Annotated in this window: 18 protein-coding genes; 15 read left to right on the top strand and 3 right to left on the bottom strand. The window is 32.1% G+C overall.

The genetic code is table 11. From position 1 onward, the window contains the following. Positions 1–133: 133 nt before the first annotated feature. The 6 genes from BK011_06275 to BK011_06250 all read left to right on the top strand — a co-directional run bounded on the left by BK011_06275 (position 134) and on the right by BK011_06250 (position 5671). The gene (locus tag BK011_06275) at positions 134–283 is read left to right on the top strand and encodes a 50S ribosomal protein L33 (GenBank protein ID AUD65312.1); all 150 of its coding nucleotides are present in this window, start codon (positions 134–136) and stop codon (positions 281–283) included. A gap of 43 nt (positions 284–326) precedes the next feature. Continuing rightward, positions 327–941: a hypothetical protein gene (locus tag BK011_06270; GenBank protein AUD65311.1), complete on the top strand. Its 615-nt coding sequence runs from the start codon at positions 327–329 to the stop codon at positions 939–941. Positions 942–1064: 123 nt separating this feature from the next. Beyond that, positions 1065–2078, top strand: a complete 1014-nt coding sequence (locus BK011_06265; GenBank protein AUD65310.1) for a heat-inducible transcription repressor HrcA — start codon at positions 1065–1067, stop codon at positions 2076–2078. Between the two features lie 17 nt (positions 2079–2095). Beyond that, positions 2096–2683, top strand: a complete 588-nt coding sequence (locus BK011_06260; GenBank protein ID AUD65309.1) for a nucleotide exchange factor GrpE — start codon at positions 2096–2098, stop codon at positions 2681–2683. Further along, positions 2667–4499, top strand: a complete 1833-nt coding sequence (locus BK011_06255) for a molecular chaperone DnaK (GenBank protein AUD65308.1) — start codon at positions 2667–2669, stop codon at positions 4497–4499. The genes BK011_06260 and BK011_06255 overlap by 17 nt, the downstream gene beginning before the upstream one ends. A 44-nt stretch (positions 4500–4543) precedes the next feature. Beyond that, complete coding sequence (locus BK011_06250; GenBank protein ID AUD65307.1) at positions 4544–5671, top strand: molecular chaperone DnaJ; 1128 nt, start codon at positions 4544–4546, stop codon at positions 5669–5671. A 72-nt stretch (positions 5672–5743) separates the two neighbouring features. On the opposite strand, the gene BK011_06245 is transcribed toward BK011_06250, so the two are convergent. Both BK011_06245 and BK011_06240 read right to left on the bottom strand, forming a co-directional pair. Next, positions 5744–7522: a hypothetical protein gene (locus tag BK011_06245; protein AUD65306.1), complete on the bottom strand. Its 1779-nt coding sequence runs from the start codon at positions 7520–7522 to the stop codon at positions 5744–5746. A 12-nt stretch (positions 7523–7534) separates the two neighbouring features. After that, positions 7535–7936, bottom strand: a complete 402-nt coding sequence (locus BK011_06240) for a hypothetical protein (protein ID AUD65305.1) — start codon at positions 7934–7936, stop codon at positions 7535–7537. 161 nt (positions 7937–8097) lie between these two features. On the opposite strand from BK011_06240, the gene BK011_06235 reads away from it, so the two are divergent. The 6 genes from BK011_06235 (at position 8098) to BK011_06210 (ending at position 12153) form a co-directional block, all read left to right on the top strand. Beyond that, positions 8098–9090 (top strand): lipoate--protein ligase, encoded by a 993-nt coding sequence (locus tag BK011_06235; protein AUD65304.1) that lies wholly within the window; start codon positions 8098–8100, stop codon positions 9088–9090. Positions 9091–9177: 87 nt separating this feature from the next. Beyond that, on the top strand, positions 9178–10044 hold the full coding sequence (locus BK011_06230; GenBank protein AUD65303.1) for a hypothetical protein: 867 nt from the start codon (positions 9178–9180) through the stop codon (positions 10042–10044). 106 nt (positions 10045–10150) lie between these two features. Continuing rightward, the gene (locus BK011_06225) at positions 10151–10582 is read left to right on the top strand and encodes a hypothetical protein (protein ID AUD65302.1); all 432 of its coding nucleotides are present in this window, start codon (positions 10151–10153) and stop codon (positions 10580–10582) included. Between the two features lie 11 nt (positions 10583–10593). Then, on the top strand, positions 10594–10785 hold the full coding sequence (locus BK011_06220; GenBank protein ID AUD65301.1) for a 50S ribosomal protein L32: 192 nt from the start codon (positions 10594–10596) through the stop codon (positions 10783–10785). Positions 10786–10889: 104 nt separating this feature from the next. Further along, positions 10890–11813 (top strand): 16S rRNA (cytosine(1402)-N(4))-methyltransferase, encoded by a 924-nt coding sequence (locus BK011_06215; protein AUD65300.1) that lies wholly within the window; start codon positions 10890–10892, stop codon positions 11811–11813. Then, positions 11788–12153: a methylglyoxal synthase gene (locus BK011_06210; protein AUD65299.1), complete on the top strand. Its 366-nt coding sequence runs from the start codon at positions 11788–11790 to the stop codon at positions 12151–12153. Before BK011_06215 ends, BK011_06210 begins: the two co-directional genes overlap by 26 nt. A gap of 32 nt (positions 12154–12185) precedes the next feature. Here the strand turns inward: BK011_06210 and BK011_06205 are convergent, their stop codons facing one another. Beyond that, on the bottom strand, positions 12186–12608 hold the full coding sequence (locus BK011_06205) for a hypothetical protein (GenBank protein ID AUD65298.1): 423 nt from the start codon (positions 12606–12608) through the stop codon (positions 12186–12188). Positions 12609–12776: 168 nt separating this feature from the next. Here BK011_06205 and BK011_06200 point away from each other — a divergent pair, with 168 nt between their 5' ends. From BK011_06200 to BK011_06190, 3 genes are read left to right on the top strand one after another with little or no spacing between them, the layout of a single operon-like run. Further along, the gene (locus tag BK011_06200) at positions 12777–13343 is read left to right on the top strand and encodes a nicotinate (nicotinamide) nucleotide adenylyltransferase (GenBank protein ID AUD65297.1); all 567 of its coding nucleotides are present in this window, start codon (positions 12777–12779) and stop codon (positions 13341–13343) included. 2 nt (positions 13344–13345) lie between these two features. Further along, positions 13346–15211 (top strand): NAD(+) synthase, encoded by a 1866-nt coding sequence (locus BK011_06195; protein ID AUD65296.1) that lies wholly within the window; start codon positions 13346–13348, stop codon positions 15209–15211. Continuing rightward, positions 15208–16341: a tRNA 2-thiouridine(34) synthase MnmA gene (locus BK011_06190; protein AUD65295.1), complete on the top strand. Its 1134-nt coding sequence runs from the start codon at positions 15208–15210 to the stop codon at positions 16339–16341. Before BK011_06195 ends, BK011_06190 begins: the two co-directional genes overlap by 4 nt. The last annotated feature ends 71 nt before the right edge of the window (positions 16342–16412 follow it).

Genomic DNA, 16412 nt, shown 5'->3' with positions numbered 1-16412 from the left:
ATATTATAGATTAAATAGCCATAAAATGGTAGTTTTTTACATGGAGATAAAAAAATAAAAATAAAAAGCATAAAAAGATTGAAATAATCAGGTCCTTTTGATATAATAACTTCGTATGTATGGAGGGATTAACATGAGAGATAATGTCAAATTGGTTTGTACATCATGTGGCGATGAAAATTATCATACAGATAAAAATAAAAAAACTAAACCAGAACGTTTAGAAATGAAGAAATATTGCCCACGTGAAAGAAAATATACAATCCACAGAGAAAAGAAATAAGCTATTCTAAGAATAGTTTTTTTTCTATATAAGGAAATATAAAATGAAAACTTTTAAACAAACTGAAATTCATGCACACACGTATTTGTTATGTAGATTTGATGTCTGTTACTTAATTGATCCTTCGCACGATTTAGAAGCGATTATGGAAGCTCTAGAAGGGTATAAGTTAGAAGGTATCTTACTTACTCATGCACATATGGACCATATAGACTTGATTCATATGTTTGATGTACCTATTTATCTTCATTTAGAAGATGCACATCTGTTATTTGAGGATAAATATAATGGATATCATCCGAATAAGCATCCTTATCAAAGAAAGCATTTAGATTTGAAATATGTCGAAGATGGTATGAAATTACCGTTTGCAGATGGTTTTATTGAGGTCATTTACACACCTGGACATACAAAGGGAAGTGTTTGTTACTTATATGAACAAAAGCTTTTTACAGGAGATACACTTTTTAAAGATAGTGTTGGTAGACATGATTTATATTCAGGAAATCTAGTTGACCTAAGAAGAAGTATCTTTCGCTTAATGGAGCTACCATCACAAGTTAAAGTTTATCCTGGACATGATGAAACAACAACAATTAGATATGAACAAAAGCATAATCCTTATTATGTAAAATGGTCAAAACAAAAGAAAAAATGAGAGCAAAAGTTAAAATTTGCTCTTATTTTTATAAAAAATAGCACATAATTCTTGACAGTGCCAATAAAATATAATACAATGATATTGGCACAAACCAAAAAGGAGTGCTAAAGAGGTGAGTGGATGTTAACAAGTAGACAAAAATTGATCTTAAAAGCCATTATTGAACTTTATGTGAAAGATGCACAACCTGTTGGTTCTAAAGCTTTAACACAACTTCCATATCTTAATTTTTCAAGTGCAACCTTGAGATATGATATGGCACAACTTGAAGAGTTAGGATATTTAGAAAAAACACATACTTCAAGTGGACGTATTCCATCAGAATTAGGATATCGCTATTATGTTGAGCATTTAGTGACTAGAGATCAAGATGTATTAGAATCATTTCCACTCATTGATGAAATTTTCTTAAAAAATAAGATGGCACGTGAAAAAACTGTTGAAGAGGCAATCAATCTTTTATCAGATTTAACAAATTACGCAGCCTTAGCTGTAGGTCCAAGTGGGCATACAGCAAAAATCAAAAAAATTGATTTTATACCTTTATCAGAATATGAAGCTGTCATTTTGATTGTTACCGATCAAGGACATGTCCAACATCAATCGATAACAATACCTGATGATGGTGATATCGAGGGTGTCAGAAAAGTTATTAAAACACTTGATGATTTATTAAAAGAACGAAATATCATTGAAGCAAGCGATATTTTAAAAAATGCTTTTGCAAAAACACAAATCGAATCATTTATGGCTTATCAAGAACAAATTATTGAGTCGTTTATTGATGCGTTTTCTAAATTTGCAGAAGAAAATTTCTATTTATCTGGTGTAACCAACATCTTTGACCAACCGGAGTTTCATAGCGCTTCACACATAAAAAACTTTGTGGATATGCTCGATCGAAGGGAACTGCTTAAGTTCATTGGTCAAGAAGATGGATTATCGATTAGGTTTGGTAGTGACTTAAGATTAATACCTATGGAAAATTGTACGGTTATCTCTGTCCCGTATCGCATTAGTGAAGAAGAACATGGAACCATTGCAGTCGTAGGACCCACAAGAATGCAATACAATAAAGTCATACCTTTAGTAGAATATATCGCAAGCAACTTAGGTAAACTTTATAAAAAATAGTAAAGGATGATTATAAAATGGAAGATGAAAAAAAAGAAAAAGATCTACAATCTGAAGAAATTGTAGAGGAAAAAGATGTTTCTCCTGAAAAAGAAGAAAAATCTAAAAAAGAAAAGAAAAATAAACATAAAGAACAAGTAGAGGCATTAGAAAAAGAAATTAAAGAACTCAAAGATAAATTTCTAAGAAATGCTGCAGAGCTTGATAACTTTAAAAAAAGAATGACACAAGAAAGAATCAATGACAGAAAATTCGCATCAAAAAATCTAGTTCATGATATTTTAGAACCGCTTGATCAGTTGGATAAGATTGTAAATATCCAAACTGAAGATGCAACTTTAAAGAATTTCTTATATGGATTTAAAATGATAAACGACAAGTTTTATCAAGTGTTAATCAGTGATGGACTCAAAGAAATTGATGCATTAAATAAACAATTTGATCCTAAATACCATTATGCAATTGAAAAAGAAAGCCATAAAGACAAACCAAATGGCATTAATTTAGAAGTGGTACAAAAAGGATACATGTATAAAGATCAACTATTAAGACCTGCCATGGTCAAAGTAAATGAATGGAGTGATGAAAATGGCAAAGACGAATAAAATTATTGGTATTGACTTAGGAACTACAAACTCAGTTGTTTCAGTAATGGAAGGCGGAGAAGCAAAAGTAATAGCAAATGCTGAAGGTGGAAGAACAACACCATCAGTCGTATCATTTAAAGGTGAAGACATTAGTGTAGGTGAAGTTGCGAAAAGACAAGCAATCACAAACCCTAATACCGTAAGTTCAATCAAAAGACACATGGGTGATGCAGGATATAAAGTAGATATTCAAGGCAAAAAATACACCCCACAACAAATTTCTGCAATGATTTTACAAAACTTAAAGAAAACTGCAGAAGATTATTTAGGTGCTGAAGTCACGCAAGCAGTAATTACTGTTCCAGCATATTTTAACGATGCTGAAAGACAAGCGACTAAAGATGCAGGTAAAATTGCAGGTTTAGAAGTAAAACGTATCATCAACGAACCAACAGCAGCTGCGCTTGCATATGGTATTGATAAAACAGATAAAGAACAAACTGTTTTAGTATTTGACTTAGGTGGAGGTACATTTGACGTATCTATCCTTCACTTAGCAGATGGAACTTTTGAAGTAGTTTCAACTGCAGGTAACAATAAACTAGGTGGAGATGATTTTGACCAAGTTGTTATTGATTATTTAGTACAAGAATTTAGAAAAGAAAACGGTGTTGACTTATCAAAAGATAAGATGGCAGTTCAACGTCTAAAAGATGCTGCTGAAAAAGCTAAAAAAGAGTTAAGTGGTGTCACTACATCACAAATTAGCCTACCATTTATTACGATGGGACAAGCGGGTCCACTTCACTTAGAAATGAACCTAACAAGAGCTAAATTTAATGAGTTAACATCACACTTAGTAGATAAATGTCAACAACCAGTTAGACGTGCATTATCTGATGCAAAACTAACACCTAAAGATATTGATCAAGTATTATTAGTTGGTGGGTCAACAAGAATTCCAGCTGTACAAGACCTTGTTAAACGTGAATTAGGTAAAGAGCCTAATAAGAGTGTTAACCCAGATGAAGTAGTAGCAATGGGTGCTGCAATTCAAGGTGGGGTCTTAGCAGGTGATGTGAAAGACGTCTTATTATTAGATGTTACACCACTTTCACTTGGTATTGAAACTTTAGGTGGCGTATTTACAAAACTTATTGAAAGAAACACAACAATTCCAACTTCAAAATCACAAGTATTCTCAACTGCTGCAGATAACCAACCAGCTGTAGATATTCACGTTCTACAAGGTGAACGTTCAATGGCTGCAGATAATAAAACTTTAGGTAGATTCCAATTAGCGGATATTCCACCTGCACCTCGTGGCGTTCCACAAATCGAAGTAACATTTGATATTGATGCTAATGGTATCGTTTCTGTAAAAGCTAAAGATCTTGGAACAAATAAAGAACAATCTATTCAAGTTACAGGTACAGGATCATTATCAGATGATGAAATCGATCGTATGGTAAAAGAAGCTGAAGAACAAGCTGAAGCTGATAAAGCTAAACGTGAAGCTGCTGATACAAGAAATGAAGCATCAAATTTAATTTTCCAAACAAATAAAGCAATCACTGATTTAAAAGACGAAGTAGATGAATCTACAAAAACAAAACTAGAAGACCAAATCAAAGCTTTAGAAGAAGCACTCAAAGGCGATGACATCGAAGATATTAAAGTTAAGAAAGAACAACTAGAAAAAGATGCTCAAGACATTGCTGTAAAAGCATATCAAAAAGCTCAACAAGCTCAACAAGGACAACAAGATACGCAAAATGATTCTACTGACGAAGATGGTAAGACTACTGTCGACGCTGAATTTGAAGAAAAATAAGCAAAAGGGGCATTGCCCCTTTAGCACTATGGAGTTGATGCTTTATGGCAAATAAAAGAGATTATTATGAGATATTAGGACTAAAAAAAGGCGCAAGTCAAGAAGAAATCAAAAAAGCGTATCGAACACTTGCCAAAAAATATCATCCTGATATTTCTAAAGAAGAAAATGCAGAAACTAAATTTAAAGAAGTGCAAGAAGCGTATGACACATTAAATGATCCACAAAAGAAAGCACAATACGACCAATACGGTCATGAAGGCAGTCCATTTGGGAATGCTGGACAAGGATTTGGTGGTGGATTTGGTGATTTTGGTGGATTTAGTGACATATTCTCGCAGTTTTTTGGCGGCGGTGGATCTCGCTCACAAAGACAAAGTAATTACAATGGACCACAACGTGGTGATGACTTAGAAAAAACGATGACCATTGATTTTATGGAAGCTGCTCTTGGAACGAAAAAAACAATCCAAGTTCAAGTCGATGAAGAATGTCATGTTTGTCATGGATTAGGTGCAGAATCATCTAAGGATGTTGAAGCATGTGATCGATGTCATGGTGATGGCTATGTCAATGTTGATCAAAGAACGATGTTTGGTACAATGCGTACACAACAAGTTTGTCCAAAATGTGGCGGTCAAGGTAAAGTGATTAAAAAGAAATGTAACACTTGCCACGGCACTGGTATAGAAAGAGTGACTAAAACAGTTGATGTTAACATTCCAGCTGGTGTAGACACAAATATGAGTCTAAAAGTTGCTGGTTATGGTAATGGAGGGACAAAAGGTGGATCTAAAGGTGATTTATACTTAAACTTTAGAGTGAAACCACATAAAGTCTTTAAACGCCACCATGATGATATCATCCTAGAGGTTCCAATAACGATTACTCAAGCAGTTTTAGGTGCAACTATAGAAGTACCTACCATTTATGGAGATGTTAACTTAAAAATACCAGCAGGTATTGAACATGGAACGATTTTAAGAATGAGAGAAAAAGGTATCGCTAATGTAAGAAGTAAGAAAAAAGGCGATCAACAAGTTGTTGTTGAACTTAAGACACCAAAGAGTCTTTCAGCTCAAGAAAAGAAATTGTATGAGCAACTTGAAAAACTAGAATCTGTGCAAAAAGAAACTGCATGGGATAAATTTAAAAATATGTTTAAAAATTAGTATTTACACTTGTAAATACTTTTTTTTTCGCAAAAAAAAAGATGCTATCTTAATGATAACATCTATGAATCACTATTTTGCTTCGCCCTTTATATAAGCGATTGCAACTGTACCAATACCAGCACTTAATGCAACAATACTTGAGATATCCATGATATACTCAGGTTTTTTTCCAATGAGTTCAGTATAAACTTTCTCATATGATTCTGCTCGTTCAGGAGCATTCGCATGAACAATTGCATATTTGTCGATGTGATGGGTTTTAGTGACTGATTCAACATGTTTATAGATCTTTTTATTACTCGATTTCATACTGAATCCTTTATCAAAGATGATGCCTTCACCTTTAGCATCAATAGAGATGACTGGTTTCAAGTTTAAGATCTTACCAACTAAGCCTGTAACTTTCTTAACACGTCCACCTTTAACCATGTATTTAAGCGTTTTAACACTTACTAAAATCTTTGATTCTTGTTTTAATTTCTCAATCGATGAAACAATTTCATCAAATGATTTATTTTGATCGATGAGTTCAGCAGCTTTAAGAACAAGTAAGCCTTGAGCTCCAGAGTTTTGAATGGAATCAATCACACTGATTTTTTGATCTTTGAATTTAGAAGTCGCATCTACAAATGTTTGATATGTGCCGCTCATCTTAGAAGAAACTGTTAAAACAATGATTTTATCATAATAAGTCGTTAATTGTGAGAAGAAGTTTTCTAAAGATTTTGGATTGGGTTGAGAAGAAGTTGGGTAAACTTCTAAACTATCCATCATTTTATAAAAGTCTTTAGAATAGATGGTTAGTTTATCGTAATAAGTTGTATCATTTATCATTAAACCAAGTGGATATTGATGGATTTGATATTGATCAACAAGTTCTTTTGGAAGATCCGCAATCGAATCAGTCACTAGAGCAATATCATATTTCTTATGATTAACCATTTCAAATTGTCTTATCATATCATCGACTTTTTGCTCTACAATTTTTCCATGAGAAGCCAAGTATTGAAAGACTTGATCTGGAACATCTGTATGTATATGAACACGTAAACGTCTTTGATTTCCAGCTATAACAAGCGAATCACCAATCTCATTTAGATATGATTTGATTTCACTAACATTTAAGTCGTTTGCAGCAAGCAATGCTTCTGTACAATATCTAAATTGTGATTCATCTAAGTGATCGATGTGAAGAGCTTCTGTGACTTCTGGAATATCTTGAAATTCTACAACAACTTCTTCACCTTTTAATGATTTAATAAATCCTTCAACAAAATGAACAAAGCCTTTTGCTCCAGCATCAACTACTTTGTTTTCTTTTAATACAGCCAACATCTCTGTCGTCTTTTTAAGTTCAAGTTGCAGCATCTCATAAGCTTTAGAAAACATGTCGACAACTGTATGACCAGCGTCTTTTAGGCTGTTTAAAGCATGTCCCCAAGCACGCATAAGTGTAATCATGGTACCTTCAACAGGCGTGTTTATAGATTGATATGCTTCTTCATACGCATGATTAATGATTTCGATAAACTCATCTACTGTAATCTCTTCTTTACTTATTGACTCATAAAAACCATTGATATAAGAAGCAAAGATAATACCTGAATTTCCTCTAGCACCTTCGATTGCAGCATCAACGATGGTTTGCATGGTTTCAGCAGTAGTTTCTTTCATACTGGCTTTGTCAATAATAGTTTGCATCAGTGATGCTAAATTTGTCCCAGTATCTCCATCTGGCACTGGGAAGACATTGATTTTGTTCAAACTGTTTTTTTCAGAGATAACATTTCGTGCGCCTATAACAAATGCGTTATAGATGAGTTTGTTGTTTAATGCAATTGTATCCAAGGAAAAACCCTCCTAAAATATTAGTTGAAATAATAGATATGATATAGTTGAAGTTGAGAAACCTAAAAATGTTCCCCAAGCTAAATCGATGATTGTGATTTGAATTGGCCAATCCTTTAGAGTAGCTAAATTGGTTAGATCATAAGTAGCATATGTAATAAAACCGAAGAGTGCACCATAGATCATCACATGACTTAAACTTTGTTTATCAACACCAGGAATTAAAACAAATAACACTAACCCTGCAATAAATAATAAATAGAAAACTATAGCAGCAACCCAGTTTACATCTGATTTCAGTAATTTTCCAATGTACTGTTGGTATAAATTTTTAGCTATGATACCTAACCAAATGAGATCAATAACAAAGAATATGACAAATGAAATTGCAAATAGTTTGATAAATAGTAACATAATAACACCATCCTTTATTGTCTTCATTATAACATCATTCATATTAGATAGATTATAATTTGCATTTTTTCACACAATATTTTCAATTTCAAAACAATCTGCTTTTTTATAAAATATATACATGGTATAATTTTTATAGAATGAACTTAGGAGGCTATCAAATGATTTTAGTTAGACATCATAACGAGGGACAATTGAAACCTTATTTTTATTTTGCATTAGAAGAGTATATATTAAATGAAAAACTGAAAGATAACGAAACATACTTTTTCACTTGGGAAATTCATGGTGTAGTCATTGGTAAAAATCAGGTGATTGAAAATGAAGTAAATCTAGCATTCTTAAAAGAAAATAACATAGATGTATATAGACGTCCAACTGGTGGAGGTTGTGTATATGCAGATCATAGAAATACAATGTTTTCAATTATCACGAAAAAAACGAATAAAAATTTCAGTTTTAAGACTTATCTATCAAAAATTATTGATTCTATGAAATTGCTGAATATCAATATAGAGTTTAGTGGAAGAAATGATTTGCTATATGATGGTAAAAAAATATCAGGGAACGCATTTTTACAAAACAAACATGGAATGCTTATGCATGGTACATTCTTATATGATTGTGATCTAGAAACAATGGTAAGAGCAATCACACCATCTGATGAGAAACTCGTAAGCAAGGGTGTTGATAGTGTGCGTTCACGTGTTACAAATTTAAAACCATACTTGAATGGTATGACACAACAGCAATTAATCAAACACTTTGAAAACACATTGACTTTTGAGACCTATGAACTTACTGATGAAGAGATTGCTAAAATTAAAGAAATGGCAAAAAAATACGAATCAAAAGACTGGATATTTAAAAAGCAACCGCCACATACAAAAACATTGAAACGAAGAATCAAAGGTGGTCTTATTGAGGTGATGATTGATTTACACGATGGCCTTATTAAGAATTTTAAAATATTAGGTGATTTTTTTGACACAAAACCATTAGAATCATTCGAAAAACTGTTTATAGATCAAGAGTTCACCAAAAAAACGATTGATGAGATTTTTGCTCAAGATGAGATAGACACTTATATTTTAGATATTGATAAAGAAGAGTTCAAGACTTTACTATATGATGGAGTCATAGTTGACGAATAAACTAAAAAATCTATGAAAACTCATAAAAGTTTGACGATAATTCAATTTATTTGTTAAAATAGAGTAAAGGTGAAAGGTGGTATTCATATGAATAAAGATAAAGACTTAACCGCGACAGAAACTTTGCAAGACGATAATCAACAAACTGTAGATGAATCAAAAGTGCAAGCAGTTGAAAAGGCACCTAAAAAACTTTCTAAAGCTGAGAAGAAAGCTCAAAAAGAACAAGAACTCAAAGCATTAGAAGAAGCTGACTTAGCTAAAGAGAAAAACAAGAAAGATCAAAAAGCATTAAAAAAAGAACAAAGAGCACAAAAAAAGGCTGAAAAAGCTGCTTTAAAGAATGATAACCCTAAAAGAATAAAAAATCGATCAAAATGGACACAAAAATATTTTAAGAAATTTTCCGGTAGAGAAAAAGATAGTTTCATAAAGTTTATGCAAGATGACTATAATCAGGCAATTTTAAGAGCTGAAAGATTATTGAGTATAAATCGAAATGCATATCAAAAACCAATTATTATCACAATACCAGATGCATATAGTGAGCATGATACTGTGCATTATAGATTAGATCAAAAACCAGATGGTACATATACGCAAATTTATGACCAAGCGCTTATAACAATGTTATTTTTTGGTAAAGAGACGTTGTTTTACTATCAAGCGAATATTGATCATAGAAACGGTCATATTGCATATGATATTTCTGGAGAGTTTAATTATTTTGATGTTGTTCAAATGGAAACACAAATCAAATATGATCATCCAAATAAACCTAAGTACATTATGCTGGATTTAGAAGTTGGATTATCTAATGGAAAAAATGTTCAGTTTCATTTGAGAAATCATCGCATGCACGACCAATATGATCTGCCTGAAATTTTAACACCAACTGAACAACAAATCCTTGATTTATTTAAAACAAAAGTTAGAAGTGAAAAATCAGCTTAAATTGATATGATTGATAACTATCAATGCTCCTAGTTAGGAGATTATATGATGTTATCATTGACATTTAGAGATTTATTTTGTATAATACTTTCGTTGAGGTGATGTTATGAAAATATTGCTACATGAAATTAAAGAAAAAGCCTCATTAGATTTTACTTATGATTATCAAAAAGAAATAGAAGCGATTGATGATATTTTATCCATAAAACCCGCTAAAATTCATATAGATGTTGATGATCAAGAGGATACACTCATACTTGATATTGATGTAAGTGTTGACATGGAGTTAGCGTGTTCAAAAACGCTAAAGCCAGTTGAATACCACATGGATATTAAAGAAGAAGTTATATTTGGTGATCAAGAAGATGCAGATTTTATTTTAACAAATGAGATTGATTTATCAGATATCATATTTGGATACATCATAAGTGAAAAACCGTATACCATCTATCATCCAGATGCAAAAGAACTCCTTTTTGAAGAGGAAAAGAGTCCACATCCTGCATTTGCTGATCTAGATAAGCTCTTGAAAAAATAGGAGGTGAACAGATGGCTGTTCCATTTAGAAGAACGGGTAAAACTGCGAAGAGAAAACGTCGTACACATTACAAATTGACTGCTCCTGCGTTAGTTGTTTGCCCACAAACTGGTGAATTCACATTACCACACCGTGTAACACCAAACAGTGGTTATTACAAAGGTCAACAAGTATTAACCAAAAAACAATCCAAAGAGGATTAAGGAAGGGTGCCGAAGGCACCTTTTTCTTTAGCTGAATTGACAAACAAAAAAAATTCATATATAGTTGAATTATGCAAATGATATCATAGAAAAGATGTGTATTTATGAAACATGTAACAGTATTACTTAATGAAGCAATAGAATATCTAAATATTAAAAAAAATGGTGTTTATGTTGATGGCACACTCGGTGGTGCTGGACATTCGAAAAAAATACTTGAACATCTAGAAAATGGCTTTTTATACGCATTTGACCAAGACGATTATGCAATTAATTATGCTAAAACAGTACTTCAAGGATTTGAAAATTATAAGATTATCAAAAGTAATTTTAGATACCTAAAAACAAAGTTGAATCATGAAGGTGTAACAAAAATAGATGGATTATTACTAGATTTAGGCATGTCAAGTTTTCAAATTGACGATAATACAAGAGGGTTTACCTATTTGAAAGAAGCACAGTTAGATATGAGAATGGACCAGTCACAAAGCTTAACAGCAGAAGAGATTGTAAATACCTATGACAAAGATGAATTAGCAAAAATATTTTATATCTATGGTGAAGAAAAAAATAGTTATAAAATTGCACAAAGAATTATCGATCAAAGACCGTTAAAAACGACTTCGGATTTAGTAAAAATTACTGACCAAGTGAATTTCAAAGAAAAAGGACATAGTGCAAAAAGAGTTTTTCAAGCATTAAGAATCGCGGTAAATCATGAATTAGGTGTCTTAGAAGAAGTTTTAACACAAGCAGTTGAAATGCTTAATCCAGGGGGAAGAATTGTCATTATTACATTTCACTCATTGGAAGATAGAATAGTCAAACATTTCTTTAAAACAGAAAGCACATCGCAACTCCCTAAAAATTTACCAGTCATGATGGATGACCATGTAAAGTTAAAACTCATAACAAAAAAACCGATATATCCATCAGATGAAGAAATTAAAAACAACTCAAGATCAAAATCAGCAAAAATGAGAGTTGCAGAAAGGACTTCTTATGAAAATAGCACTTATCGCCCATGACAAGAAAAAAGCAGATATGGTTGCGTTTGTCAAAGAACATTTAAATGTATTTAAAGCGCATGAACTTTACGCAACAGGAACTACAGGTTCAATACTCATTAAATATACTGGACTAAAGATTCATTTAAAAAAATCAGGACCTTTAGGTGGTGATCAAGAAATCGGATCTATGGTTGCAAATCAATTGATTGATATGATTATCTTCTTTAGAGATCCATTAACTGCTCAGCCACATGAACCTGATGTCTCAGCGCTATTAAGATTAAGTGATCATTACGAGATACCTTTAGCTACAAATCGTTCTACAGCTGATCTATTTATCAATGCATTAGAAAAATAAAAAGGCACCAAGTGCCTTTTTATTGAGTTCAATTATTTTCTTTTTTTATTTGCAGAGATAATAATCCTGATATATTCTAAATCAAGATCTTTAAATGACTCATGCTTCATAATGTAATCAAAGATTTCAGGACTGTTCACTTCAGTGATTTCATTGGTTTCTTTATTCATTACGTGGATATGACTATCAGCGCTATGCATTGGATTATCCATCGCTAAGTCATAATATTTAACATTATTAATATAAATTTCAACGACCATTTTATGTTCCATTAAGAATTCTAAGTTGTTATAGATCGTAGAAACATTATAAAAACCACGGCTTGCTAAAGCCTTTTGAATCTCCTTAAAGGTAAGATGCTTATCTTGAAGAATCTCGATCATTGCTTTTCTAGACTTGGTAAGTCTTAATCTTTCAGATCTTATTTTATTGAAATATCTTTCTTTTAAATCCATATATATCGCTCTCCTTTGATCGCGTATGATACTTATAATACATCCTTATTATATCAATTCTATTTTTCAATTCAAAATGAAACGCTTTTTAGAATTCTTTTAGATATTATTATATAGTTATATCTAAAATCAACACATATATTATGGTATAATAATAACGGTGGTTTAATGAATATTGTCTATGGTGGATCCTTTAATCCACCGACAAAAGCACATTTGAATATCATTAAAAAACTGTTGGATGAGTTTGAAGGAGCTAAAGTCATCCTTTTACCTGTTGGTAACGACTACAAGAAAAAAGAACTCATCGATTTTAAATATAGATTTGAAATGCTTAATCTATTGATTAAACCTTTTTCTAATAAAGTCATCATTTCAGATTTGGAACAAAAACGAGGTTTTAAAGGTACCATAGAGGCCCTTAATGAATTATCGAAAAAGTATGATAACCTTCATTTTGTGATTGGTTCAGATCATCTTGATAAACTCAACCAATGGATTGATTATAAGAATTTATTAAAAACATATCCGTTTATAGTGATGAATAGAAATCACTATATGACAATAGAACATGCTGAAAAGTTGTTTGAGCATGAGGCGCATCAGTTTATATTTGTCGATTTTAATATGAACATTTCATCTTCAATGATTAGAAAAAATATTGAAAATCACAAAAATCAGCTGACACATGAAGTTTATGATTATATTAAAGAAAATAAATTATATGAGGGATAATTATGTACAAACAAGGAATCATTAAGGTTGCTGCTGTAACACCAAAAATAATGGTTGGTGACATCGACTATAACAAAGTTCAAATACTTAAAGTTCTTAATCAGTCTAAAGCTGCTATTACAGTATTTCCTGAATTAACGATTACAGGATATAGTGCAAGTGATTTGTTTTATCAAGAATCATTTATCAATGATGCAAGTCAAGCAGTAAGAGAAATCATTGAAGAAACGACATATGAAGGTATTTATATGCTAGGAATACCACTAGATATTTATGGTATTCTTTATAATTGTGCAATTGTTGTCTCTAATAAAAAAATACTAGGTGTTGTTCCTAAACACTATTTGCCTAATTATCATGAGTTTTATGAAAAAAGATGGTTTCATTCAGGCATTGAAACGACCTTAAAATCAATTGATGTATTGGGTCAAAAAGTACCTTTTGGATATTTAATTTTCGAGAATCAAGATTTTAATATTAGATTTGGTGTTGAGATTTGTCAGGATGTATGGGCTACATATGCACCAAGTGATGATATGAGTTTAGCCGGTGCTAATTTAATTCTTAATTTATCAGCATCAAGTGAATATGTGGGGAAACAATCACTAAGACGTCATGTCGTGTTGGATCATTCCAGAAAGCAAATGACTGCTTATGTATATACGACAACGGGACATTACGAATCTAGTAGTGAAACAGTTTTTTCAAGCCATAAAGTGATTGCATCTTTAGGTGAGCTTATTGTTGAAAGCTCAGCTTTCACTGATGAAGAAACGCATTTATATGCTGATATTGATATTATGGGTATCAATTATCAAAAGAGACAAGATAGTACATATAGAGATATGCATTTAAAACTTAAAGATACTTATCAATATATTCCGTTTGATCTAAAAGAATCAGAAACATATACATTTGAAAAACCTTTAGATCAAACACCATTTATATCAAAAACAAACACAATAGAAGATATAAAAGTTGCAAACCATTTACAAATATTTGCGCTTGTTAAAAAGCTACAGTCTTTACCAGCATCTGCTAATAAAATTATTTTAGGCATATCTGGTGGACTAGATTCAGCACTAGCATTATTAGTAAGCCATCAAGCGATGCTATATTTGAAAAAAGATCCGAAAGATATTATTGCAGTAACAATGCCAGCTCAAGTCACTTTAGATAAATCTAAGCATACAGCAATCAAGCTCATGGAAGCATTAAATGTTACTAAAATGGAAATACCAATCAGTGAAGCAGTAGATCTTCACTTAAAATCCATTGAACACAAGGATTTAGATGTGACCTATGAAAATACGCAAGCAAGAATGAGAACAATGATTTTAATGAATCTAGCCAATAAATATGGTGGCTTTGTTTTAGGGACTGGAGACTTATCTGAAATTGCATTGGGTTGGATGACATATAACGGTGATCAAATGAGTATGTATGCAATCAATGCTGGACTTCCAAAAACATGGGTAAAAACGCTTGTTGAGTATCATGCAAAACATCAATATAAATATGTTCAAGATGTCTTACAAGACATTATTGATGCACCAATTACACCTGAGCTAACATCAAATCAGGATACAGAAAAGACAATTGGAAGATATGATATCAATGATTTTATCTTATATCATCACCTGCAAATGGGAGCTGATGAACATAAGATCAACTGGTTAGTTAAAAAAGCATTTGATCTTGATGAAGAAACATCAAAAATTTATGTAAATCGATTTTTTAAACGTTTTTACACACAACAATTTAAAAGACAAACATTGCCAGAAGGACCAAAAATTCTTGGTGTAAGTTTATCACCAAGAGGTGAGTATAGAATGCCTAGTGATGTTAAAAAGAAAGTGGTATTATGAGTAAAAAACAAAAAGTAATAATAGGGTTAAGCGGTGGTGTAGATAGCAGTGTTGCAGCATATCTACTCCTAAAAGACGGCTACGATGTAGAAGCCGTTTTTATGCGTAATTGGGATAGTGCAACAAACCAAGATTTAAAAGGTAATCCAACAGCATTTGATGAGGTTTGTGAGCAAGAAAAAGACTATCAAGACGCACTTGCTGTCGCAAACAAATTGGGTATTAAACTTCATAAAGTTGATTTTATAGACGATTATTGGGATCGCGTGTTCTCGTATTTTCTTGATGAGTATAAGAAAAATAGAACACCCAATCCTGATGTTTTGTGTAATAATGAGATTAAGTTTAAAGCGTTCATAGATTATGCTCAAAAGTTCGATTTTGATTATATAGCTATGGGTCATTACGCTCAAGTTGATTTGAGCGGTGATCATCCTAAACTACTAAGAGCCAAAGATCAAAATAAAGATCAAACTTATTTTCTGTCACAGTTAAGATCTGATCAGCTTAAAAATGTTATGTTTCCTATTGGTCATCTAGATAAAAGTGAAGTTAGAAAAATAGCAATCGAACAGGATTTAGCTACAGCAAAGAAAAAAGATTCTACTGGCATTTGTTTTATCGGGGAAAGACATTTTAATGAGTTTTTAAGTAATTATTTACCAGCTCAACCCGGCGAAATGAAAAGACTAGATGGTACCTATATGAAAAAGCATTTTGGTTTGATGAACTATACGATTGGACAAAGAAAAGGGTTAGGTATTGGTGGAACAAAAGAAGAATCTGATGCTTGGTATGTAGTAGGTAAAGACTTAAAAACGAATACTTTATTCGTAGAGCCAGGTTTTCATCACCCATATTTATACTCTGATGAAGCAATCATTACTGATGTTGTTTGGAGAGGTGAAAAAACAAGCGGTGATATGACTGCTAAATTTAGATATAGACAACAAGATCATCATGTGAATGTCGAATGGATTGACGAATCAACCATTCGAGTCAAATATCCACAAAAAGTTAGAGCTGTTACCCCTGGACAAGTTTGTGCATTTTATCAAAATGAAGTCTGTGTAGGCTCTGGATTTATTTCAGAAGTCTTTATGGAAAAAAAGAAAAGACAATATAGTTAAAAGGAACCTAGTTCCTTTTTTTAATCGGAAATACATGTTATAATTTTACATAAGAGAAAGCGGCATGGAGG

Source organism: Tenericutes bacterium MZ-XQ, assembly GCA_002838205.1.
GTDB lineage: Bacteria > Bacillota_I > Bacilli_A > Acholeplasmatales > Acholeplasmataceae > Mariniplasma.
The sequence above is the reverse complement of the archived record's forward strand: the minus strand, read 5'-3'. Positions and strand labels throughout refer to the sequence as shown.